This is a genomic window from Desulfosudis oleivorans Hxd3 (genome assembly GCF_000018405.1).
Lineage (GTDB): Bacteria > Desulfobacterota > Desulfobacteria > Desulfobacterales > Desulfosudaceae > Desulfosudis > Desulfosudis oleivorans.
Genome location: NC_009943.1, coordinates 874,509 through 895,675, shown reverse-complemented (window position 1 = coordinate 895,675; position 21,167 = coordinate 874,509). Strand labels below are relative to the sequence as shown.

Below are 21,167 nucleotides of genomic sequence, written 5' to 3'. Positions count from 1 at the left end.
GGTGGTCCTATGATCAGCCAGGTGCCGGGCGCGGAGGTCGTACACGCCTGCCGGCTGCTGTTTCCCGCGGCAGCCGTTATTGATACCTGCTTTCTGGAAACCGTGGCAAAAAAAGATCTGAAAACCGCCTTTCGCAAAAAAGCGCTGAAAACCCATCCGGACCGGGCCAAGGCCCTGGGTCGCAGCCAGGAAGAGCTCAAACGCCTGTTTGAGGAGACGACCTCGGCCTACCACACCCTCAGTCTCTTTTTCTCCGGCCGTTCCACCAGAACCGCCACAGTAAAAAATGAAAAGCCCGCCTCACCCCGGCCTGCCCCCAGGCGACCGGCCCGCAAAAGAACAACGGATCATTTTTACACCGGCAGGCTTCCCACCCGGGAATTGCGGCTGGGTGAATACCTTTATTATTCAGGCCTGATCTCCTGGAAAACCCTGATTAACGCCATTGTGTGGCAAAAAAATCAGCGGCCCCGGTTTGGTGAAATCGCCCGGCAGTGGAACTTTCTTTCAGATGCAGAGGTTTACCGGGTCCTGTCCGGAAAAGCCTGGAATGAACCCTTTGGTGAGTACGCCCGGCGCCGCGGCCTGCTTTCCAAATACCAGCAGATGGCTGTATCGGGCCGGCAGAAGCAGCTTCAGCCCATGATCGGCGAGCATTTTATAAACGAGGGACTTTTCACCCCTGCCCAGGTCGACATGATGGTTATGCGCGCGAAACAGCACAACCGGGGTGTCGGCCACCGGTAACCCGGATATTTCATAAATGAAATATTCGGGCTGGCTGGCACTATTATCTCAAGAAAGGTTTGTCATGAACGCCATTGTTTTTGATCCAACCGTCTGCGCGGCCTGTAAAACCGTGGACTGCCTGATGAACTGCCAGTACATCTCCTTTGGCGACGTGGCTGAGGCGAAAAAAGAAAAGCAGAAGATCAATGCCGGCAAGGAGAGCCGTGTGCTCCACGAATGCCTCACCTGCTATGCCTGCCAGGAGTACTGCCCCAACCACAACAACCCGTTTTTCGTGCTGGTGGAACTTCAGGAAAAGCTGGGCCTGCTGCCCGCGCCCCGGCCCGTGGTGGCCGAGCAGTTAAAAATGATGGCGTTCAAGGGCCGGCTGGCCAGGGCGCCGGTGGCCTCGCCCCTGATCAACATGTGCGCCTTTCCCATGCTGACCGGCTCCATTCGGGGCCGGCTGTATGAAGGGGCGTCGGTGATTGCGGGAACAGACATCTTTTGCAACGTCATGTGGCTTCACTTTGCCAAAAACTCGGTGATCCGGGAGCGGGTGCCCAAAGCCATCGACAACATCATGTCCTTTTTCATGAAGGATTCCGGCCTTACCGATATGGTCTGCTTTCATGATGAGTGCTACGGCACCTACACCACACTGGCAAAGGCCTACGGCATTGACGTGCCGTTCCGGCCGATCCACCTGTTTGACTATATCAACGGCCGGCTGGATGACCTGGCCGACCGGATCAAGCCATTAAACCAGGTGGTCGCCTACCAGCGGGGCTGTTCCAACCGGCTCTGCCCGGAGACCGACGCGGTGCTGGACGAAATCTTTGAAAAAATCGGCGCCATCCGCGCGCCCCGCAAGTATGACCGGGAAAACGCCCTGTGCTGCGGCGGGGTTCCCCGGGCCCACCAGCGGGACGAGTTTGCCGACGACCTGGTGGAACGAAACATTTCCGACATGCTGGATGTAAAGGCCGTGTATTGCGTGTTCAACTGCCCCTTCTGCATGGCCACCCTGGCCCAGGAGGTGGCCGAGCGGGGCCTGATGCCGATTCTGGTCAGCGACCTTGTCCAGGCCGCCCTGGGGGAGTAATTTCATGAAAAATACGGGACACGACATGGATAAACTGATCAAAAAACTGCAAGCCATTGTGGGCGAGGCCTTTGTCTCTGACGCGGCCGAAGAGCGCTACCTCTACTCCATGGACCAGGGCACCATGCCGCCGGCCGCACCCGACGCCGTGGTAATGCCCAAAACCGCTGACCAGGTGGTGCAAATCGTCCGGCTGGCCAATGAGTTGAAGGTGCCCCTGGTGCCCATGGGCGGAGGACTGGTGCTCTCCGGCCTCACCCGGGCCTTAAAGGGCGGGGTGATTGTGGACATGAAACGAATGGACACCATCATTGAGGTCAACCCGGCCAGCCGCTATGTCGTGGTGGAAGCCGGTGTAACCCAGGGCAAACTCAAGGCCTATCTTGCCAAACACCACCCGGATTTAAAACACTCCATGCCCGACGCGCCCCCGGCCGCCACCATTGCCGGCAATGTGTGCATTCACGGCTCCGGCCACCTCTCGGTGCTGGGCGGGTTTCATTCAGACATGCTCACCGGCCTGGAGGTGGTGCTGCCCACCGGCGAGATCGTTCGCACCGGCTCGTGCAGCGTGTCGGACAAATGGTTTGCCAAAGCGCCCCTGCCCGACCTGTCCGGCCTGTTTCTGGGCTGGTCCGGCACCACCGGCTTCGTTACCAAACTGGGCATCCGGCTTTTTCCCAACTACCGGCACAATGACGTGCTGGTCTACGTGTGCGAAACCGCGGACAAAATGCCGGAGATCATCTACCGGCTCACCAGCGCCCAGGTAGCCGAAGACATGACCCCCTGGATGACCCCCAAGCCGGAATGGGCCAGGGGATTTTTTCATATTAACATCGCTTTTGGCGCCCACTCAAAAAAGGAGCTGATCTTCAAACGCAACCTGCTCCAGGAGTCGGTGCGGCCCATCACTGAAACCAAGGCCGCCGGATTTCTGCCCATTCCGCCGGTGCAGAAGGCCCGGTTCCTGGAGATTCCATCGCCGGACCTGGCCCGGTTTGCCGACGCTCGAAAAGGGGGCGGGTTTGAATACGTGGGCGCCATCATGGCCATTGAACGGTTTGCCGAGGCCTATGCCCAGGGAACAAAAATCGCGGAAAAATACCACACCACCTACTCTTTGGGAGCCCGGATCATCGGGGCCGGCCATGCCATGATGTTCTTTTTTGCCTATGCCTTTAACCGGGCCGACAGCGATGACGTGGACCGGGCCGCGGCCGCCCTGGAAGAGACCAACCGGGCCTGTCTTGAGATGGGCGGCATTCCCTGGAAAGCCGAGGCCCCGGCCCAGAAGGAAATTTTAAAACAAATGGACCCCGGCACCGCGGCACTGATGGACCGGCTGCGAAACACGCTGGACCCCAACCGAATCATGAATCCGGGCAACTGGGAGATATAACATGGAACATCAGGAAATTCTGCACCGCTGCTTCCGTTGCGGGTACTGCAAATTCCCGTCCAACTACACGGACATCAACTGCCCGGCCTACCTTGCCTACCGGTTTGAAACATTCGCGCCCGGCGGCCGCATGTGGCTGCTTTCCGCGTGGCTTTCCGGAAAAATCGACGTCAGCGAACGGCTGGGCCGAATCATGTTCTCCTGCACCGGGTGCGGCAACTGTGTGGCCCACTGCGCCATGCCCGGCTTCAAGGAAGAAATCCTGCTGGCCTTTACCGCGGGCCGGGATGCCATTCTGGAGACCGGCACGGTGCCCGGCCCGGTCCGGGACTACCTGACCCGTGTGCAGAACGCGGGAAACCCCTATGGAAAGTCAGCCAAAAAACGGGCCGCCTGGCGCGAGGGAACGGACGTGCCCGAATTTTCCGGCCAGGAGTACCTGTTTTTTGCCGGAGACGTGGGTTCCTATGATTCCCGTGGACAGGAGATCGCCCGGTCCGTGGCGGCCCTGCTCAAAAAGGCCGGCGTGGATTTCGGCGTGCTTACCGACGGTGATTGCTCGGACGGCAATGACGTGGCCATGACGGGCGAAAAGGCGTTGTTTGAGGATCTGGCCGGCAAAAACATCGGCACCTTTGCCGACAGGGGCGTTCAGAAGATTATCACCCTGTCGCCCCATTCGTTTCATGCCTTTAAAAATCTCTACCCGGCCCTGGGCGGGCAGTTCCAGGTGTTCCACTACACCCAGGTGCTGGCCTTTGCCATGGGCCGGCTTCCTTTTAAAAGCCCGTCTGAAAAGACGCGCGTCGCCTTTCACGACCCCTGTTATCTGGGCCGTCACAACGGCGATTACCAGTCGCCCCGCACGGTGCTTTCGTTTACGCCGGGCATCGAACTTGCGGAGATGGACCGCAACCGCGAAAATGCCCTGTGCTGCGGCGGGGGTGGGGGCAACCTGTTTACCGACATGATCTCCGGCGGTGATGATTCCGCGGCCCGGTCCCGGTGCCGGGAGGCCGCGGCTGCCGGTGTTTCGGTCCTGGCTGTGGCCTGCCCGGCCTGCGCCGTGATGCTGGAAGACGCCGTCAAAACCGAAGGCCTGGCGAACACGCTTCAGGTCAAAGAGATTTCAGAACTGGTGATGGAGCAGGTGGCCTGAATTGAAGCCATCACCGGCGGCTGACGGGCCTGGATACCAACAACAGTCCTTTCTCAACGATTCCTTCAGGCGGTCCGGATTTTCCTTTTGATGCTGTTTCGGATGGCCACCAGCGGGGAAAAGCGGTCCTGGGGAGGCTGTTTCTTCTTGATCGGGTTGGTGGCATCAATTGTTTTTTAAAACATATCAACAACATCCAAGGGAGTGCGGCTTCTGGTGAAGGCGGTAATGCCGGTTTGATGCCAACACCAATTCCCATCTGGACAGCAGGGTAAAACAGTTGCCATGCCATTGTCTGTATCACATGACAGAAAGCCGGTGGTTTGGGAGCAGGCATGCCGGTATCCCGTAATTCTGCTGCTGGCGTTCCTGGTGGCCGGGGTTCTTATCGGCCGGTATTTGCCCGCGGCCCGGCCATGGCCGGCCATTTTCTTCTGGGTGTGCGCGGGGGCCGGGATTGTGGCGATGGTTCGGCAAAAAGCCGCTGTCTGGTTTTTTGCTCTGGGCTTTCTGTTTTTCGGGTGGGTGAGCATGGCCCGGTTTGCAAGCCCGGTGATAAATGAACACCACCTGCTGGCCCATGCCGACGGCAATACCCGGTGGACAATCACCGGCACGGTGGACAGCGACCCGGAAATTTTCGGTAACCGGCAGGTGTTTTTGTTGAAGGTGGATGCCCTTGAAGCCGGGAAAAAGCGGTTTGAGCCCAGGGGACGGCTTCGCGTGACCCTTTATGACGCGCCTGAGAAGCCGGCCTTTGGCACGGGGCTGAAATTTTCAGGGGTTATCCGGCCCATTCGCAACTTTGGCAACCCCGGCGCCTTTGACTACAGAAGCTACATGGCCTGGCAGCATGTTTTCGGCCTGGCCTATGCCCCGGCCCGCCGGGTGACAATGGTAAATGAAAAACAGGCCCCCACCTTTTTTTATGCCGTTGAAATTCTACGCGCCGAACTCGGCCGGGCCATTGACAGGGCAACCCCCGGGCCCCAGGCCGGTGTTTTAAAAGCCCTGGTGGTGGGTAAAAAAACCGATATCACGCCCTGGGCACGGGATGCTTTTATCCGGTCCGGGGTGGCCCACCTGCTGGCCATATCCGGCCTGCACGTGGGTATTGTGGCAACCGGCGTGTTTGTTCTCTGTTGCCGGCTGTTTTCCTTTGTGCCGCTGCTGCTGTGGACCGGGTGGGTGAAAAAAAGCGCTGCCCTGGTGACACTGTGTGTCGTGGCAGGCTACGGCATGATTGCCGGCATGTCGCCCTCCACCCAGCGGGCCGTGATCATGGTGACGGTCTTTCTGCTCTCCTTTGTGGTCCAACGCAGCCATCGGCTGCTAAACACCCTGGCCCTGGCGGCTCTGACAATTCTTTTGGTCCATCCGCCCGCCCTGTTTGCCGTGTCGTTTCAGCTCTCTTTTAGTGCCGTGTTTTTCATTGTTTTCGGCATGGGCGTGATGCAGGCCCGGGTGGCCCGCATTTCCCGGCGACCGGTAAAAATTGCCGCAAACTTTCTATTAGTCTCTTTTCTTGCCATTGTGGGCACCCTGCCGTTGACCCTGCACTACTTCAACCAGACCTCACTGGTGGGCCTGGCTTCCAACTGCATCCTGGTGCCCATGGTGGGGTTTGTGGCCGTGCCCCTGGGCCTGGTCGGGGTCATCGGCCACATGGCATGGCCCCCGGCGGGAAGCCTGCTGTTCGGCATGGCCGGAACCGTGGTCCAGGGGGCGCTTGCAGTCGCCCAGGCCATTGCCGGCCTGCCCTTTGCCGCTGCCCATACCATCACCCCGAACCTTCTTGAGATGGCCTGCCTTTATATGCTGCTGGCATCGGGCCTGGCGTTTGCCGGCAACCGGTCAGGCCACGCGCCGCCGGACACGGAGCCTGTTGAAGGCAAACGGTTCGTGAAAACCTGGCCGGCGCTTCTGTTTTTTTTCGCGCTTGCGGTGCTGGCATGTGACACCGGCTACTGGATTTGCCACCGGCTGCTGCACAAAGACCTGCGGATCACGGTGCTGGACGTGGGCCAGGGCAATGCCGCGGTGGTTGAGCTTCCACGGGGCAAGGTGATGCTGATCGACGGCGGCGGGTTTGCCGGCTCTTCCACCTTTGACGTGGGCGAGCGGATCGTGGCCCCTTTTCTCTGGCGCAACAAAATCGCCACCGTGGATATTCTGGTTGCCACCCATCCGGACACCGACCATATCGGGGGCCTGGCCTATGTTGCCGACAAATTTCACGTCAAGCAGCTGTGGAGCAGCGGTCAGCCGGCGGATACGGAAGATTACCAGGCACTGATGGATGCCGTGGCACGGCGAGAAATCCTTATGCCCGCCTACGAAACCCTTTACGGGAGCCGCACCCTTAACGGTGTGGATGTCGATCTTCTCTACCCGGCCGCCGGGTTTTCCGACCCCGGCCGGGCCGGATCATGGCAGGGCACCAACAACAACAGCCTGGTCACGAAAATATCCTTAAAAGAGGTCTCCTTTCTTTTTCCCGGCGACATTCTGAAAAAGGCGGAAAGCGAGCTGGTTGCCACAACCGGGGACCGGCTGGCATCCACGGTGCTGATCGTTCCCCACCACGGCAGCAAAACCTCCAGCACACCGGTTTTCCTGGACCGGGTCCGGCCCGAAGTGGCGGTTTTCTCCGCCGGATGGGGCAACCGCTACAACTACCCTCACCCGGAAGTTCTTGAGCGCTACAAAACCTTAAATACCCGCATCTATCGCACCGACCTTGACGGCGCCGTGATCATGAAAACCGACGGCACCGTTCTGACCGTGGAGACGCCCTGCGCGCCGTAACTTTCTGCTTGTCTTTTTTCCCCGTCCTGGGATATGGTTCTTCAAATTGCCTGTTGCGTTGATCCGGCGCCAGCCAACCCGTCAGACCAGGAGAAGCAGCATCATGGCCTATCAGGCAAAACCCCCGCAGGATACCGTCGACTGTTCGGAAATGGGCCTCGAACTGGATGAGGCACTGGAAATGCTCAGGGAGCAGGTCAGGGAAAAAAACGGACAAAGCGAAAAACACCTGAAACAAAATTCGCCTGCAATGGCGCCGGCAGTCTCTGTAGCGGCCACCAGGGAGGACCGGTTCAGGGTGTTGCCCAGACAACCCAGAGAACGGCGGAACTGGAAGCGGTTTGCCATTGACGGCGCCATTGTGGTGGCTGCAAAGCCTTCCCTTCTGCCGGTTCTGAGGCCCTCCCCTGTAAAGCTCGGCCCGCTGAAGGATATCAGCATGAAGGGCCTTGCCGTGCATTACGGGGAAAAAACCGGGGAAGTCCTCAAAAAGGTGGAACACCTGTCGATCATGATTCCCGGGCAAGAAACCATTGTGGACAGAATCCCCTTCAAGGTGGTCAACCGCTTCAAGGTGGCCGACCTTCCAGACGGCAAGGCGGTCTGGAGCCTCTGCGTCTCCTTCGGACGGCTGCTTCCCATTCAGAAAAGCCAGATAGAGGGATTCATCGACAATTTTGGGGATGAAATCGGAACCGCCTGGGCGGAAACCACTACCGGCTCCGAGGCGTAGCCCGGACATTTCATGAAATATTCGGGCTTAAAACCTCCCTGTTTTTAGCGGCCCGTGCCGGCCGAACGCAGGAGACCCCATGCTCAAGAAGCTGACGCAAGCCCTGCAAAGCATGGCGGGGCAGCGGCTCCATACTTTTGATCCTTCGTCCCTTGGCGACCCGGTTGCCCTGCAGACCGGCTGGACCCCGGCCAGAAGCGGCGGGGCCAGCTTCCGCACCCACAAACTGGTCGCGGTCAATCCCGACCGGCTGGAGTTCCGGCCGGCCGGCGGCGCCATGCTCTTCTATCTTATTTTTCTTCTTGCCGGCCTGGGCATACTGATCGGGTTCTCGGCCCAAAAAATATCATCCGGCGGTCTGGCTTTCGATCTGGATACAATTCTGCCCATCGCGGTGGGCGCCGTCTTTGCCGCCGTGGGCGGAGGGCTGCTCTATTTCGGCACCCTGCCAGTGGTCTTTGACAGGCGCAACGGCTTCTTCTGGAAAGGGCGGACCGCCCCCCATGAGGTGATGAACCGGAGAGCGCTTAAGCATTTTGCCGGGTTAAAGGAGATTCACGCGCTCCAGCTTATCTCCGAGCATTGCACCGGCAACAAAAGTTCCTACTACAGTTATGAATTAAACCTTGTCTTAAAGGACGGCCGGCGCATCAATGTGGTTGACCACGGCAGCCGGGACAAACTCCGGGAGGATGCCAAAACTCTTTCTGAATTCCTGCAAAAGCCCGTATGGGACACCCTGTGACGGTCGCCCCCGCGCGCAGAACCGTTCCTGAAAACGGCGCTTTAACTGCTTTTGATCATCGTTCTTTGCTGTCGTGATCCTTCCTGCGGGGTAGACGGTCTGGCAGGACCGCGCCGGGTCTACGTGTTGAATCGGAAGTGAAAGGAGAAACAGAGAATGCGGGGTTTATCCATGGGCGACGAAAAGCCGCGGCTTTCAAAAGGTTTATTTCGATTCCTGAGAACCGGAGAATGCGGGACACGATCACACATACTCCTTTTGCTGGCCCTCTGCGCGATACTCGGCGCGGGTGTTTTTGATCCGTGCGCCCTGTATGCCACCGAGGATATTACCGATAACGCCGAAATACAATCGGCTTATCAGGGGGCACAGGTCAAGGAGGCGCCATCCGCGGCGCCGGGCGTGGTGAATGCCGTCATTACGGACCGTGGCGCTGTAATAAACGGGAACAGGAACAGAGACGCGCTCGAGATTCGTCCCTTTCAGGAAGCGTGGACCGGTTTTGTTGCCGTGAAAAACACGGGAACCACATTCATTGATCATTTCAGGATCAGTTTTACCTGTCCCATGGAAGACTCAGACGCCATAAGCCTTGACCTGATTTCTCCTTCAATGCCGTCCTGGATCTGGCGGCCGCTTGTGGGGGATATGCTGAGCCTGTGTACCCGGGATATGGATTTTACGATCCTCAACAACCGGGTGGAGGTGCGCGATGCCACCACCAGCGCCCGGATTGCCGTTGCCGGGCTTTATCCTTCTTCCCCCCTCGGGCCGGAAGGACTTGCGCCCGGGCAGACCCTGCTGATCGAATATACGGAGCCCTACAGCGACTGCCTGAACGGCTTTGTCCAGAGCATTGCCACACGGAAAAAAATGGACTTCCAAACCGAAATCGCGGATCGCGAAAACAACATCATGCACATGCGGATTAAAAAATATAAAGTGGCGTTTTTGACCTTTGATCAAGTCGTTGTCGCAATCACCTTTAAAGGAGCCGGGGCGTACGCTTCCTGTTCTCTGGACCTTTCTATCGACAATAAACTATACGATGCCGTTCCGTGGGTCGCGTATGAATGGAAGTAACCCCCCCTGCCTTGACACACCTCGCCACCGGTCTTTATAGTGGGATTGTGCCCGTCACCGCGAACAGACAATCGCTCATGGCCGGTCTGTCAAAATCAGTAGGCCGACACCCCGGACCGCCGCTTTAAAAAGGTTCTGACCGAAATCGTTTTTCAAAAAAAGAAAGGCGTCGTATTCATGACGATCAGTAAACGGCATACCGCACTGCTCGCCGGATTTATCGGGAATGTTGTCGAATGGTATGATTTTGCGCTCTACGGTTATCTGGCCGGTATCCTTTCCGGGCTGTTTTTTCCCGGGGAAAACACCACGGCCGCCCTGATTGCCACCTATGGCGTTTTTGCCGCCGGTTTTCTCATGCGGCCCCTGGGGTCGGCCGTCTTCGGATGGATGGGAGACACCATCGGTCGCAGTAAAACCATGTTCATCTCCGTGATAATGATGGCCCTGCCCACTGTGGCGCTGGGGTGCCTGCCCACTTACCACACCGTGGGGATCTGGGCGCCGATACTGCTGGTCCTGCTCCGCCTGGTCCAGGGCCTGTCGGTGGGCGGCGAGTTCAGCAGTTCGGTCACTTACCTGGTGGAAACAGCACCGGATAACCGGCGCGGTTTCTCCGGCAGTTGGGCCAATACGGGCAGCATGGTGGGGATGCTGCTGGGCTCGGGAATCGCGGCCACCGTTACCAGCCTGATGGCCCCGGAAGTGGTACAGCACTGGGGATGGCGTCTGCCATTCCTCATGGGCGGCATTATCGGTGGACTGTCCATCATGTTGCGCCGACGGCTGCCGCGATCAGAACATTTTGTACGCCATCACAATGAACGTCCGTCCACGTCACCCCTGCTCCAGGCGTTCACCACCAACCGGCGGGAAATGATTCAGGCGATTCTTTTCGCCTCTGCCTATGGCGTAACCTTCTATCTGCCGCTGGTATATCTGCCGGAGTGGCTTCACGACCACACCGGTATGGCCAGAGGCGTGGCACTGGGAATCAACACTGCGGCAACGGCCCTGCTGCTGGTGCTCATCCCGGTATCGGGCCGGTTGAGTGACCGCCTGTTCCGCCGAACCCACTTCATTGCCGGCGCCATGCTGATCATGGCCGTCCTCTCCATCCCTCTGTACATATGGCTTTCCGACAAGGGTGTCCCTGGCGCGATTGTCATACAGTTTGTGCCGGTGATTCTGATCGCAGTGCCTCTGGGAACAGCGCCGGCAATGTTCGTGGAGTTATTCCCGGCCACCGACCGCCTATCCGGATACTCGGTGGCGTATAATCTGGGCGTGGGGGTGGTGGGCGGCGCCACCCCCATGTTTGCCACCTGGCTCATCCAGGCAACCGGCCTGATCACCGCACCCTGGGGTTTGCTTGCCATGGCCGCCCTGCTCGCCTTTGTGGTGGTATTGTGGATTCAGGACAGAAGCCGTGAACCGTTACTATAAAATTCATAAGCCGAATTTTATCGGCGTGCGACATCATGGCTTGGCCGCCAAGACCAGGGAAGTACTGGAAGACAAGCCCGACGGAACACATCCCGAAAGCGACTGACGGAAACGCCCGCTGTCCCGCCCGGTTTTGAAAATATCCGGCCCGCCCCTTTATCACCTCTCGAAAAAGTAGTATCCTTTACGAGTAGCTGTTTCCGGACAGGCCGTCCGATTTGCGCGACAACCATACAGACCCCTGAAGCCGACCGACATCAGCAAAATACCATCCGGCCAGAGGATACCGCGAAAAAAGAGGAGAAAATGAACACCATGAAAAACGACGACATTCGGGAGAAGGTTCGGCAGGCCTACGGAAAGGTGGCGGCATCCGGCGCATCCGGCTGCGGATGTGCTGCCCCCTCCTGTTGCAACGGGGCCGTGAATGCCACCGATCTGGCCATGGGCCTGGGATATTCCGCCGAGGATATCGCCGCTGTGCCGGAAGGCGCCAACATGGGGCTCGGATGCGGAAACCCCGGGGCCATCGCATCGCTGAAACCCGGAGAAACCGTACTGGACCTGGGCAGCGGCGGCGGGTTCGACTGTTTTCTGGCCGGCCGGGCCGTGGGAGATTCAGGACAGGTGATCGGCGTGGACATGACGCCGGAAATGGTTGCCAAAGCCCGGCGCAACGCGGAACAGCTCGGAGCCGAAAACGTGGAGTTCCGGCTGGGAGAGCTGGAAAACCTTCCGGTGGCTGACGGCACGGTGGATGTGGTGATCTCAAACTGCGTGATCAACCTTTCCCCTGACAAGGAACGGGTCTTTAAGGAAGTGGTCCGGGTGCTCAAGCCGGGCGGAAGGGTGGCGATTTCCGATGTGGTGGCCACGGCGGAGATGCCAGATACGATAAGAAACGACCCTCTCATGTTGGCCGGGTGTATTGCCGGAGCCGTTTCTGTTTCGTCCCTTGAAGCCATGATGAAGCGAGCCGGGTTTAAAAACATCCGCATTCAGCCCAGGGTCGAAAGCCGGGCCTTTATTCGCGACTGGATGCCGGGAAGCCGGGCCGAGGAGTATGTGGCGTCGGCCGTCATTGAGGCGGTCAAGCCCCCGGCGTAATCTTTTTCCGGTGCCCGGCCGCAAACGGGTTCCGGCACTCTACACTGTCCGCATATCTGGAGATCTGCATGAAAACTTTACGATTTGTGTTTCCACTCGTCATGATCGGGCTTGTCGCCGGTTGCAGCACCCTCTATTACGGGGCCATGGAAAAGGTGGGCATTCACAAACGGGACATCATGGTCGACCGGGTCAAGGAGGCTCGCGACACCCAGAACGATGCCAAACAACAGTTTGTGACAGCCATGGAACAGTTCAAAAGCGTGGTCGATTTTCAGAGCGGGGATCTGGAAGAGGCGTACAACCGGTTCAATAACACCCTGCAAAAAACCGAGGCCCGGGCCGCCAGTGTGCGGGACCGCATTCGCGCGGTGGAGGATGTTTCAGACGCGCTGTTTGACGAATGGCGCGCGGAAATCAGGCAGTACAACAGCGACTCCCTGCGAAACGCAAGCCAGCGCAAATATGATCTGACACGGCAGAAATACACGGAGCTGATGGAGGCCATGAAACGGGCCGAAGCCACGCTCGAACCTGCTTTAATCCCTCTGCGCGACCAGGTCCTGTTCATGAAGCACAACCTGAATGCCAGGGCCATCGCCGGCCTGAGCGGGGAGGTGAGCACCATCCAGGCCAATGTGGATACACTGGTCCGCGACATGGAAAGCGCCATTGCCCAGGCCGACTCATTTATCGCGTCCCTTGAGAGTGAGTGATCCTGCCGTCGGCAGGGCCACCGGCTCACCGGCATGACCAGCACCATCAATCACCAGCAGAAGAAAGGAATCCTCATGCAGGCACGTGGCCCCCTCATGATAGAACATCGTCTGATTGAAAAAATGATCGCCCTTATCAAGGATGCGCTGGCACGCATTCAAATGGAAGGAGCGGTCGACCCCCTGTTTGTGGATGCAGCGGTAGACTTTGTTCGCACCTATGCCGACCGCACCCACCACGGCAAAGAGGAAGACATTCTCTTTCACGGTCTGAAGGAGAAAAAGATGTCCGCCGAAGACCGGCGCATGATGGATGAACTGATTGAAGAGCATGTGTTTGGCAGGACCACGGTAAAGTCTCTTGTGGCGGCCAACACCCGATACCGGAACGGAGACCAGACAGCGCTGGCCGACATTGCCGACTGTCTGGCCACCCTGGTCGAATTTTATCCGAAACACATTGAAAAGGAAGACAAGGTATTTTTCCCGGCATCCAGGGCCTATTTTACCGAAGCGGAAGACAGGACCCTGCTGGCCGCATTCGAAGCCTTTGACCGGAACATGATTCACGAAAAGTATGAAGCCGTTGTCCGGGAGCTGTCGTCATGAACGAGCGGCTGCAAAAAGTCATCGACCATCCCCTGCACCGGTTTCTGGGTGTCACCGGCATTCAATCGGACGCGGGCCGCGGCGAAATCGTACTCACCATAACGGAAAACCTGGTCAACCCGGCCGGTATTTTTCACGGCGGGGTCATTTATCTCCTCTGCGATGTGTGCGCTTACGGGGGCCTGCTCAGCCTGATGGAGGTGGACGTGGACGCAGTGACCCACGACCTGCAGGTATCGGTGATGCGAGCGCTGAAACTGGGCGACGTGGTGGAATTCACATCCGAGGTGGTCAAGTTCGGCACCCGAATCTGTTTTATCGATGTCAGGGTGACATCCGGGGGACGGCTGGTGGCGTCGGCCCGGGTAACCAAGAGCATGTTGCCGGTCCACCGCCCATAGCCCAATATGTCATAAAATTTTAGAGAGGTGCGCCGTGCCGGAATGGACTGAAAAAGAGATCGCCGACAAAAAACTGATGGCCCCGTGCGGCCTTTACTGCGGCACCTGCGGCGTCTATATCGCCACGCGGGACAACAACAAAAAATTCAAGGCCGTTCTGGGCGGCCTCTATGGCACCCGGCCCGAAGAGACCGAGTGCCTGGGCTGTATGCAGGCTGACCCGCCGGAAAAGCTGTACGCCTTCTGCCGGGCATGCACCATACGGGAGTGCGTAAGCCAAAAAGGCTACTACTCCTGCCACCAGTGCGACCAGTGGCCCTGCGACCAGATAACGACCTTCGGCCTTGCCACCGGACGCCGGGTGATGCAGCATGCCATTCCCCTGTGGCGAGAAAAGGTGGCCGAGCACGGCGATGAAAAGGGAAGCATTGAGTGGGCCCGGGCCGAATGCCGCCGCTACCACTGCCCGGACTGCGGCAACCCGCTTTTTCGAGGAGCCCAGCGATGCCGGGCCTGCGGCAGGTCCGTGGCCGACGACCTGGACGGATCGCTGTAAAACAGCAGACACACACAAGGCGCCTTCCATGAAAAAAATAAAAATCACCGTCAACGACATCATGCAGCAGGGCTATGTCTATTTTCTGACCGCGCCTGAAGGTAAAAATTTTTACCCCGGTTTTGCGCCGGATCTTACGCCCATGGAGATGCTTCATCTGGGGGTGTTTGGTGGAAAGTACATGACCGACTGCGCGGCAGAGTTCCCAAAGGAGTGGTTTGACGGGGCACGGCTGTGCGCCCACCGCCACGACCCGGACACAAACTGCTTCGGTGTCAATGCCTCCCAGCCGCTTTCGGTGTGGCGACAAAAGGGATGGATTTACCAGGAAGATCCCCGTGGCTGGTTTCAGTGGTACTGCCGTTACTGGCGGGGCCGGCGGTGCCCGGACGACGAGCGGCAGATCAAGCGGTGGAAGGCCATGACCCGCCACATCGGCCATCTTCGCAAAGACTGCGCCGCGGGTGATGTGAGTTGCCGGCCGAAGCAGCGCCAGGCCCTGATGCACTGGGCCTATGACAGCAGGAAACTCTGACCCGAGGGGTTGGGCCAGACAACAGCGGGCGAACCCGCCGGCGGCGGATTCGCCCGTAAAAAAACCCTACGATACTGTTCTACCGGTTCTTGTACAGCGGAGAGATATCGCGCAGGGCTTTGGTGATATCCCGAAGGGCTTTTAAAAAGCCGAGAATATCCTCCTCGGTGTTGTCAATGCCCGGCGTGATGACCAGGGTACCCTGGGCGTCGGCATGGTCCAGGCCGATGGACATCAACACGTGGGAGGCCCGCAGTGAACCGGTGGCGCAGGCCGACCGGGTGGAGACCGTGTAACCGGCATCCTCCAGCATCAGCATCAGGCTTTCGCCCTCCACGTATTTTACGGAGACAGAGACCAGGTTGGGCAGGCTGGTGTCAATATCACCGTTCACGTAATATTCATCGATATAGTTAGGCAGCTCTTTTACCAGCAGGGCCTTGAGTTTCTTTAAGTGGGCCACCCGCCTGTCCATGTCCCGTTTCGCCAGTTCCGCAGCCACCCCCATGCCCACGATGCCGATGAGATTTTCCGTGCCGGCCCGCCGGTTGTGCTCCTGGACCCCGCCGTCGATGATGGGCCAGATTCTCGACCCCTTACGGATATAGAGGGCGCCCACGCCGGTGGGCCCGTAATAGGGGTTGGAGGCAAAGCTCACCAGATCGGCCCCCACCTGCTGCACGTCAAAGGGAATCACGCCCACCGAATCCACGGCATCGGTGTGCAGCAGCACCTTTTTTTCTTTAGTAATCTTTGCGATCTCGTCTATGGGCTGAAGCGTGCCGATTTCATTGTTGCTGTGCATGATGGAAACCAGAATGGTGTCTTCCCGAATCGCCTTGGCCACCTCATCGGGAGCCACCCTGCCCTTTTCATTCACGGCCACGGATGTGGCCTTCCATCCCAGGTGCATGAGCCGCTTGACGCTGCGGTTGACCGCGTTGTGCTCAATGTTGGAGGTGACAATATGCTTTCCCTTTTCCACATTGGCGCGGGCCACGCCTTTAACGGCCATGTTGATGGACTCTGTGCCGCCGGACACGAACACCACCTCCCGGGGGTCGCAGTTGATCAGGTCAGCCACGGACTGGCGGGCCTTTTCCAGCTTTTCCGCGGCCAGTTCCCCGGCAACGTTCTGGCTGGAGGGGTTTCCCTTAAAATCGCGAATAACCTCTATCATGGCCTCCTGCACCTCGGGCAGAAGGGGACTGACGGATATATGATCAAGATGGATGTTGCTCATGGGACACTCCCGGACAACCAATGATGTTTTTAATGTTCTTCGGTCAGGTCGGACAAACACGCGCTGCACATCTTCTCGCCATCCGACACCTCTGAATCGCAGTAGGGGCAGTAGCACTTGTCGCCCACCCGGTGCAGCTCATCGTGGGATTCCTTGCGCTTGAGCTCAGGCCGGACCTTGCCCGCTTTTCTATCCTCGTAGTCCTTGATGGCCATCTGCAGCGCGTCGGCCCCAAGGTTGGAGCAGTGGAGCTTGTTTTTGGGTAGACCCTCCAGTGCCTCAGCCACATCCTTGTTGGTGATCTTCTTGGCCTCCTCAAGGGTCTTTCCCTTGGCCAGCTCGGTGAGCATGCTGGATACGGCAATGGCCGAACCGCAGCCAAAGGTCTGAAACTTGATATCCGCGATGCGGTCGTCCTGGATGTCCAGGTAGATGGTCATCATGTCGCCGCAGATGGGGTTGCCCACCTCGCCCACGCCGGCGGCATTCTCAATTACCCCCACGTTCCGGGGGTTTCGAAAATGGTCCATTACGGTTTTTGAATATATCATTGCTGTCTCCCTGGTTGTTTTTCTATTGACAGAAACATGCCACATTGTGGTATGAATAACTTGCTCCCTAAATATGACACTGTCAAGGGAAAACTACAAGAATTTTCTGGAGCGCGTCATGACCGGCCCTGAATTTACCGCCCTGCGCAAGCGGTTTGACAAAACACAGAAACAGATGTCCCAGCTGCTGGGGGTTTCCATCAAGGCGGTGCACAGCTACGAGCAGGGATGGCGATCGATTCCCGACCACGTGGAAAAACAGCTGCTGCTGTTGTCCGTCAGCGTCAACAACCGGCAGGCCCGGCAAAAAGAGTGCTGGACCATCAACCGGTGCCCGGCGTCCATCCGCAAACAGTGCCCGGCCTGGGAATTCGACCGGGGCACCCTGTGCTGGCTGGTCAACGGTACCATCTGCAACGGCACAGCCCACAAGACATGGAAGGAAAAAATCCGCATCTGCCGGTCCTGTCCGGTACTGGCGGCCCTGCTCGACGGCATGCCCGAGTGGAACCTTTCAACCAAGGAGCAGACGTAAAATGAAAAAACCGGACGGACACGCCTTTTCCACCCGTGTGGTACACCACACCCGGCCTGTTGCCGAATGGCAGGGAGCCACGCTGCCGCCCATCTTTCAGACCACGGCCTTTGCCCATGACACCGCGGAAAACCTGAGTAACGCCTTTGCCGGTAAAAACGCGGACCCCATCTATTCACGGCTGACCAACCCCACCAACCAGGCCCTGGAAAAAGTGATGGCCGGCCTGGAGGGCGGGGCCGGCACCATTGCCATGGCCTCGGGTATGGCCGCGGTTGCCAATACCTGCATGGCCCTGCTGCGGGCCGGGGACGAGTTTGTGGCCGGCACATCCCTTTTCATGTCTACCTACCAGCTGTTTGCCGGCATTTTTAAAAAATACGGCATCACGGTCAGGGCGGTCAATCCCCTGGACCTGGATGCCGTAAACAACGCTGTCACCGACAAAACCCGGTTTGTCTATATCGAGACCATCGGCAATCCGGTCATGGATGTGCCCGACATTCGAGCACTGGCCGACCTGGCCCACGGCCATGGCCTGCCCCTGGTGGTGGACAACACCCTGGGAACACCTTTTCTGTGCCGGCCCCTGGAACTGGGGGCCGACGCGGTGATCCACTCCACCACCAAGTACCTGTGCGGCCACGGCGCCGCCATGGGCGGGGTTGTGATCGACGGCGGCGCCTTTGACTGGACGCAAGAAAGGTTTGCCGACTTTGCCCCGTTTGTGGACCGAAAAGGGCGCCTGGCCCTGCTGGACAGGATCTGGCGGGAACACCATATAAACTTCGGCACCACCCAGGCGCCGTTTCACAGCTACCTCACCCTGATCGGCATCGACACCCTGGCCCTGCGCATGGAACGCCACGTGGCCAATGCCATGGTTGTGGCCCGGTTTCTTGCAACCCGGCCCGAGGTGGCCTGGGTCAACTACCCCGGACTCGAGGACCACCCCTGCCATGGCCTGGCGGCCCGACAGTTTGAATCAAAGGGGTTCGGGGGCCTGCTCACCTTTGGATTAAAAGACCCGGCCGCCTGCCCGGGCTTTATCAACCGGCTGAAGCTGGTCCTTCACCTGGCCAACCTGGGAGACTGCCGGACCCTGGCAATCCACCCCTTTTCCACCCAGTATGTCTCCTTTGACGACGCAACACGAAAAAAGCTGGCCATCGGTCCGGAAATGGTGCGCCTCTCCGTGGGGATTGAAAACCCGGATGACATCTGCGCCGATATCGCCCAGGCCCTGGAGCAGTGCCGATGAGCGAATATATCGAACACGATAAAAGCGGTGTGTCCGTGGGGCTGGTGGAAAAACAGTTTTTCACCTTTGCCGAACCCCCGAACCCGATGAAACTGGACAGCGGCGCCGTTCTGGGGCCGGTGACCATCGCCTATGAGACCTATGGCCGACTGAACGAAGACGCAAGTAACGCCGTGCTGGTGGCCCACGCCCTTACCGGCGATTCCCACGCCGCCGGCTGCTACAGCAAAACCGACCCCAAGCCCGGCTGGTGGGACATCATGGTCGGCCCGGGCAAGGGGATTGACACCAATAAATACTTTGTGATCTGCTCCAACGTTCTCGGCGGGTGTATGGGCTCCACCGGGCCGTCATCGGTGAACCCGACCACAAAAAAACCCTACGGCGCAAGCTTTCCGGTGATCACCATCGGTGACATGGTCCGGGCACAGAAGGCCCTGACAGACCACCTGGGCGTCAAACGGCTCCTGGCCGTGGTAGGCGGCTCCATGGGCGGCATGCAGGTAATGGAGTGGTGCGTCCGCTACCCGGAGATGGTAACGTCGGCCATTCCCCTGGCCACCACCACCCGCCATTCGGCCCTGGCCATTGCCTTTAACGAGGTGGCCCGGCAGGCCATCATGACCGACCCCAACTGGAGCAGCGGTGATTACTACGGTGGCAACAAGCCGGCCATGGGCCTGGCCGTGGCCCGCATGATCGGCCACATCACCTATCTTTCGGATGAGGCCATGCGCCAGAAGTTCGGCCGCCGGCTGCAGGACAAGGCAGCGGTCTCTTTTGATTTCGGCGCCGACTTCCAGGTGGAGAGCTACCTGCGCCACCAGGGCGCCAAGTTTGTGGAGCGGTTTGACGCCAACACCTTTCTTTACATCACCAAGGCCGCCGACTACTTTGACCTGGAGGCCCAGCACGGGAACGGATCAGCGGTGGAGGCCTTTTCAAAGGCCCGTGCCCGGTTCCTGGTGGTCTCCTTTACATCGGACTGGCTTTACCCCACCTACCAGTCCCGCGCCATGGTCACGGCCATGAAGAAAAACGCCCTGGATGTCAGCTTCTGCGAAATCGAAGCCGACTGCGGCCATGACGCGTTTCTGATTCCCAACCCGCGCCTGAGCGCCCTGATTAAAGGATTTTTAGAAAGTGTATCCACCGGACAACAGCACCCATAAAATGCGGTTTGACCTGGCCGTCATCGCCTCCTGGATCGCCCCGGGGTCGCGGGTCATGGGCCTGGGCTGCGGTGAAGGAGAGCTGCTTTATTTTCTCAAGACCCAAAAACAGGTCCGGGAGACCGGCATTGAAATCGTGGAAGAGCGGGTGGCCCGCTGCATTGAAAAAGGACTCTGCGTGCTCCAGGGAGACATCAACCAGGAGGTGGCGGACTACCCGGACAACGCCTTTGACTACGTTATTTTAAGCCAGACCCTGCAACAGGTGTATGACCCGGCCCGGCTGATCCGGTCCATGCTGCGCATCGGCAAAAAAGCCATTGTCAGCTTTCCCAACTTCGGCCACTGGAATATTCGAATGCAGATGCTTCTCTCCGGCCGGGCACCGGTTACCGAGCAGCTTCCCTACCAGTGGTACGACACCCCCAACATCCGGGTGCTGAGCATTCGGGACTTTCGCATATTTGCCCAGGCCATGGGCATCCGCATTGTCAATGAAGTGGCCACGTCGCCGGGCCGAACCACCCACACGGGAACCCTTGTCCGGTTTGCGCCCAACCTGCTGGCCACCTACGGCATCTTTCAGCTTGAGAAGAAAAGGTCCTGACGGCAACGGTTTCTCCCAGCAGCCGCCATGAAGAGAAACTCGTAAACAGGTCAACAAAAAGACGGCAAAGTAAAAAGTTCAAGTTCAAGGCGTCGCAAATCCTGAGGAATGAGGCATACTTGTCGTACGCCGCAGTGACGGGGGATGCAGCGCAACGCAGAAATTGGGCTTTTTACGAAGCCCCAATATAAAGGAGAAAGCCGAAATGAAAATTGTTTCCATTGCCGCCAGCAAACACAAGGGCACCCGCAAGACCACGGTGCAGAAGGCCCAACTGATAAAAGACCACGGCCTTGAAAACGACGCCCATGCCGGCGCCTGGCATCGGCAGGTGAGCTTCCTTGCGTCCGAAAGCATTGAAGGGGCCGCGGCCCGGGGGCTTGACGTTACCTTTGGCGATTTTGCCGAAAATATCGCCACCTCGGGCATTGACTGGCTGACCCTTCCCATCGGCACCCGTCTCAAACTGGGCGATGCCGCTGTTGTGGAGATCACCCAGATCGGCAAGACCTGCCACAACAAGTGCGCCATCTACCACCTGGCCGGAGACTGCATCATGCCCAGGGAGGGCATCTTTGCCCGGGTCCTGGAAGGCGGGCCCATCGCCTGTGGGGATGCCATCCATATTCTGGAATGCTGAAACGCGGGTGATCCGGAGACAACC

At 58.6% G+C, this 21,167-nt stretch carries 23 protein-coding genes; 20 read left to right on the top strand and 3 right to left on the bottom strand.

The window, feature by feature from the left end:
* The first annotated feature begins 9 nt into the window (after positions 1–9).
* The 7 genes from DOLE_RS16990 to DOLE_RS03940 all read left to right on the top strand — a co-directional run bounded on the left by DOLE_RS16990 (position 10) and on the right by DOLE_RS03940 (position 8,681).
* Entirely contained in the window at positions 10–747 is a 738-nt protein-coding gene (locus DOLE_RS16990) for a J domain-containing protein (protein ID WP_012174199.1), read from the top strand.
* A gap of 64 nt (positions 748–811) precedes the next feature.
* Complete coding sequence (locus tag DOLE_RS03965) at positions 812–1,834, top strand: (Fe-S)-binding protein (RefSeq protein WP_012174198.1); 1,023 nt, start codon at positions 812–814, stop codon at positions 1,832–1,834.
* A gap of 4 nt (positions 1,835–1,838) precedes the next feature.
* A complete protein-coding gene (locus tag DOLE_RS03960) occupies positions 1,839–3,236 on the top strand; it encodes an FAD-binding oxidoreductase (protein WP_012174197.1) in 1,398 nt (465 codons plus the stop codon).
* A 1-nt stretch (position 3,237) separates the two neighbouring features.
* On the top strand, positions 3,238–4,395 hold the full coding sequence (locus tag DOLE_RS03955; protein ID WP_012174196.1) for a (Fe-S)-binding protein: 1,158 nt from the start codon (positions 3,238–3,240) through the stop codon (positions 4,393–4,395).
* Between the two features lie 285 nt (positions 4,396–4,680).
* Complete coding sequence (locus DOLE_RS03950; protein ID WP_012174195.1) at positions 4,681–7,203, top strand: DNA internalization-related competence protein ComEC/Rec2; 2,523 nt, start codon at positions 4,681–4,683, stop codon at positions 7,201–7,203.
* A 103-nt stretch (positions 7,204–7,306) separates the two neighbouring features.
* Positions 7,307–7,936, top strand: a complete 630-nt coding sequence (locus tag DOLE_RS03945; protein WP_012174194.1) for a type IV pilus assembly PilZ — start codon at positions 7,307–7,309, stop codon at positions 7,934–7,936.
* A 79-nt stretch (positions 7,937–8,015) separates the two neighbouring features.
* Complete coding sequence (locus DOLE_RS03940) at positions 8,016–8,681, top strand: hypothetical protein (RefSeq protein WP_012174193.1); 666 nt, start codon at positions 8,016–8,018, stop codon at positions 8,679–8,681.
* 243 nt (positions 8,682–8,924) lie between these two features.
* Here DOLE_RS03940 and DOLE_RS18395 read toward each other — a convergent pair whose 3' ends face one another.
* A complete protein-coding gene (locus tag DOLE_RS18395) occupies positions 8,925–9,224 on the bottom strand; it encodes a hypothetical protein (protein WP_167320833.1) in 300 nt (99 codons plus the stop codon).
* Positions 9,225–9,329: 105 nt separating this feature from the next.
* Here DOLE_RS18395 and DOLE_RS18390 point away from each other — a divergent pair, with 105 nt between their 5' ends.
* The 8 genes from DOLE_RS18390 to DOLE_RS03900 all read left to right on the top strand — a co-directional run bounded on the left by DOLE_RS18390 (position 9,330) and on the right by DOLE_RS03900 (position 15,134).
* The gene (locus tag DOLE_RS18390; protein WP_208596992.1) at positions 9,330–9,764 is read left to right on the top strand and encodes a hypothetical protein; all 435 of its coding nucleotides are present in this window, start codon (positions 9,330–9,332) and stop codon (positions 9,762–9,764) included.
* Between the two features lie 177 nt (positions 9,765–9,941).
* Positions 9,942–11,210: an MFS transporter gene (locus tag DOLE_RS03930; protein WP_012174191.1), complete on the top strand. Its 1,269-nt coding sequence runs from the start codon at positions 9,942–9,944 to the stop codon at positions 11,208–11,210.
* Between the two features lie 306 nt (positions 11,211–11,516).
* Complete coding sequence (locus DOLE_RS03925; RefSeq protein ID WP_012174190.1) at positions 11,517–12,317, top strand: arsenite methyltransferase; 801 nt, start codon at positions 11,517–11,519, stop codon at positions 12,315–12,317.
* A gap of 68 nt (positions 12,318–12,385) precedes the next feature.
* On the top strand, positions 12,386–13,033 hold the full coding sequence (locus DOLE_RS03920) for a DUF2959 domain-containing protein (RefSeq protein WP_012174189.1): 648 nt from the start codon (positions 12,386–12,388) through the stop codon (positions 13,031–13,033).
* Positions 13,034–13,108: 75 nt separating this feature from the next.
* Positions 13,109–13,642, top strand: coding sequence for a hemerythrin domain-containing protein (locus tag DOLE_RS03915; RefSeq protein ID WP_012174188.1), 534 nt, complete (start codon positions 13,109–13,111; stop codon positions 13,640–13,642).
* On the top strand, positions 13,639–14,043 hold the full coding sequence (locus tag DOLE_RS03910; RefSeq protein ID WP_012174187.1) for a PaaI family thioesterase: 405 nt from the start codon (positions 13,639–13,641) through the stop codon (positions 14,041–14,043). The genes DOLE_RS03915 and DOLE_RS03910 overlap by 4 nt, the downstream gene beginning before the upstream one ends.
* A gap of 34 nt (positions 14,044–14,077) precedes the next feature.
* On the top strand, positions 14,078–14,599 hold the full coding sequence (locus DOLE_RS03905; RefSeq protein WP_012174186.1) for a DUF3795 domain-containing protein: 522 nt from the start codon (positions 14,078–14,080) through the stop codon (positions 14,597–14,599).
* A 28-nt stretch (positions 14,600–14,627) separates the two neighbouring features.
* Positions 14,628–15,134 (top strand): hypothetical protein, encoded by a 507-nt coding sequence (locus DOLE_RS03900; RefSeq protein ID WP_012174185.1) that lies wholly within the window; start codon positions 14,628–14,630, stop codon positions 15,132–15,134.
* 79 nt (positions 15,135–15,213) lie between these two features.
* Here DOLE_RS03900 and DOLE_RS03895 read toward each other — a convergent pair whose 3' ends face one another.
* Together DOLE_RS03895 and nifU are read right to left on the bottom strand one after the other, a co-directional pair.
* On the bottom strand, positions 15,214–16,377 hold the full coding sequence (locus tag DOLE_RS03895) for a cysteine desulfurase family protein (protein ID WP_012174184.1): 1,164 nt from the start codon (positions 16,375–16,377) through the stop codon (positions 15,214–15,216).
* Positions 16,378–16,406: 29 nt separating this feature from the next.
* The gene (gene nifU, locus DOLE_RS03890) at positions 16,407–16,928 is read right to left on the bottom strand and encodes a Fe-S cluster assembly scaffold protein NifU (RefSeq protein WP_012174183.1); all 522 of its coding nucleotides are present in this window, start codon (positions 16,926–16,928) and stop codon (positions 16,407–16,409) included.
* Between the two features lie 118 nt (positions 16,929–17,046).
* On the opposite strand from nifU, the gene DOLE_RS03885 reads away from it, so the two are divergent.
* The 5 genes from DOLE_RS03885 to DOLE_RS03865 all read left to right on the top strand — a co-directional run bounded on the left by DOLE_RS03885 (position 17,047) and on the right by DOLE_RS03865 (position 21,143).
* Positions 17,047–17,463: a helix-turn-helix domain-containing protein gene (locus DOLE_RS03885; RefSeq protein WP_041280337.1), complete on the top strand. Its 417-nt coding sequence runs from the start codon at positions 17,047–17,049 to the stop codon at positions 17,461–17,463.
* 1 nt (position 17,464) lies between these two features.
* Entirely contained in the window at positions 17,465–18,724 is a 1,260-nt protein-coding gene (locus DOLE_RS03880; RefSeq protein WP_012174181.1) for an O-acetylhomoserine aminocarboxypropyltransferase/cysteine synthase family protein, read from the top strand.
* Positions 18,721–19,896: a homoserine O-acetyltransferase MetX gene (metX, locus tag DOLE_RS03875; RefSeq protein ID WP_012174180.1), complete on the top strand. Its 1,176-nt coding sequence runs from the start codon at positions 18,721–18,723 to the stop codon at positions 19,894–19,896. Before DOLE_RS03880 ends, metX begins: the two co-directional genes overlap by 4 nt.
* Positions 19,868–20,503, top strand: a complete 636-nt coding sequence (metW, locus tag DOLE_RS03870; RefSeq protein WP_012174179.1) for a methionine biosynthesis protein MetW — start codon at positions 19,868–19,870, stop codon at positions 20,501–20,503. Before metX ends, metW begins: the two co-directional genes overlap by 29 nt.
* Before the next feature lie 205 nt (positions 20,504–20,708).
* Positions 20,709–21,143, top strand: coding sequence for an MOSC domain-containing protein (locus DOLE_RS03865; protein ID WP_012174178.1), 435 nt, complete (start codon positions 20,709–20,711; stop codon positions 21,141–21,143).
* The last annotated feature ends 24 nt before the right edge of the window (positions 21,144–21,167 follow it).

Excerpts from the sequence above, each read along its gene's own strand:
- DOLE_RS16990 (WP_012174199.1), top strand. The coding sequence starts at position 10 with ATGATCAGCCAGGTGCCGGGCGCGGAGGTCGTACACGCCTGCCGGCTG.
- DOLE_RS03880 (WP_012174181.1), top strand. The coding sequence starts at position 17,465 with ATGAAAAAACCGGACGGACACGCCTTTTCCACCCGTGTGGTACACCAC.
- DOLE_RS03915 (WP_012174188.1), top strand. The coding sequence starts at position 13,109 with ATGCAGGCACGTGGCCCCCTCATGATAGAACATCGTCTGATTGAAAAA.
- DOLE_RS03920 (WP_012174189.1), top strand. The coding sequence starts at position 12,386 with ATGAAAACTTTACGATTTGTGTTTCCACTCGTCATGATCGGGCTTGTC.
- metX (WP_012174180.1), top strand. The coding sequence starts at position 18,721 with ATGAGCGAATATATCGAACACGATAAAAGCGGTGTGTCCGTGGGGCTG.
- DOLE_RS03895 (WP_012174184.1), bottom strand. The coding sequence starts at position 16,377 with ATGAGCAACATCCATCTTGATCATATATCCGTCAGTCCCCTTCTGCCC.
- DOLE_RS03950 (WP_012174195.1), top strand. The coding sequence starts at position 4,681 with ATGCCATTGTCTGTATCACATGACAGAAAGCCGGTGGTTTGGGAGCAG.
- DOLE_RS03930 (WP_012174191.1), top strand. The coding sequence starts at position 9,942 with ATGACGATCAGTAAACGGCATACCGCACTGCTCGCCGGATTTATCGGG.
- DOLE_RS03885 (WP_041280337.1), top strand. The coding sequence starts at position 17,047 with ATGACCGGCCCTGAATTTACCGCCCTGCGCAAGCGGTTTGACAAAACA.
- DOLE_RS03865 (WP_012174178.1), top strand. The coding sequence starts at position 20,709 with ATGAAAATTGTTTCCATTGCCGCCAGCAAACACAAGGGCACCCGCAAG.
- DOLE_RS03940 (WP_012174193.1), top strand. The coding sequence starts at position 8,016 with ATGCTCAAGAAGCTGACGCAAGCCCTGCAAAGCATGGCGGGGCAGCGG.
- DOLE_RS03925 (WP_012174190.1), top strand. The coding sequence starts at position 11,517 with ATGAACACCATGAAAAACGACGACATTCGGGAGAAGGTTCGGCAGGCC.
- DOLE_RS03965 (WP_012174198.1), top strand. The coding sequence starts at position 812 with ATGAACGCCATTGTTTTTGATCCAACCGTCTGCGCGGCCTGTAAAACC.
- DOLE_RS03960 (WP_012174197.1), top strand. The coding sequence starts at position 1,839 with ATGAAAAATACGGGACACGACATGGATAAACTGATCAAAAAACTGCAA.
- DOLE_RS03910 (WP_012174187.1), top strand. The coding sequence starts at position 13,639 with ATGAACGAGCGGCTGCAAAAAGTCATCGACCATCCCCTGCACCGGTTT.
- DOLE_RS18390 (WP_208596992.1), top strand. The coding sequence starts at position 9,330 with ATGCTGAGCCTGTGTACCCGGGATATGGATTTTACGATCCTCAACAAC.
- DOLE_RS18395 (WP_167320833.1), bottom strand. The coding sequence starts at position 9,224 with ATGATCAATGAATGTGGTTCCCGTGTTTTTCACGGCAACAAAACCGGT.
- DOLE_RS03945 (WP_012174194.1), top strand. The coding sequence starts at position 7,307 with ATGGCCTATCAGGCAAAACCCCCGCAGGATACCGTCGACTGTTCGGAA.
- nifU (WP_012174183.1), bottom strand. The coding sequence starts at position 16,928 with ATGATATATTCAAAAACCGTAATGGACCATTTTCGAAACCCCCGGAAC.
- DOLE_RS03955 (WP_012174196.1), top strand. The coding sequence starts at position 3,238 with ATGGAACATCAGGAAATTCTGCACCGCTGCTTCCGTTGCGGGTACTGC.
- DOLE_RS03900 (WP_012174185.1), top strand. The coding sequence starts at position 14,628 with ATGAAAAAAATAAAAATCACCGTCAACGACATCATGCAGCAGGGCTAT.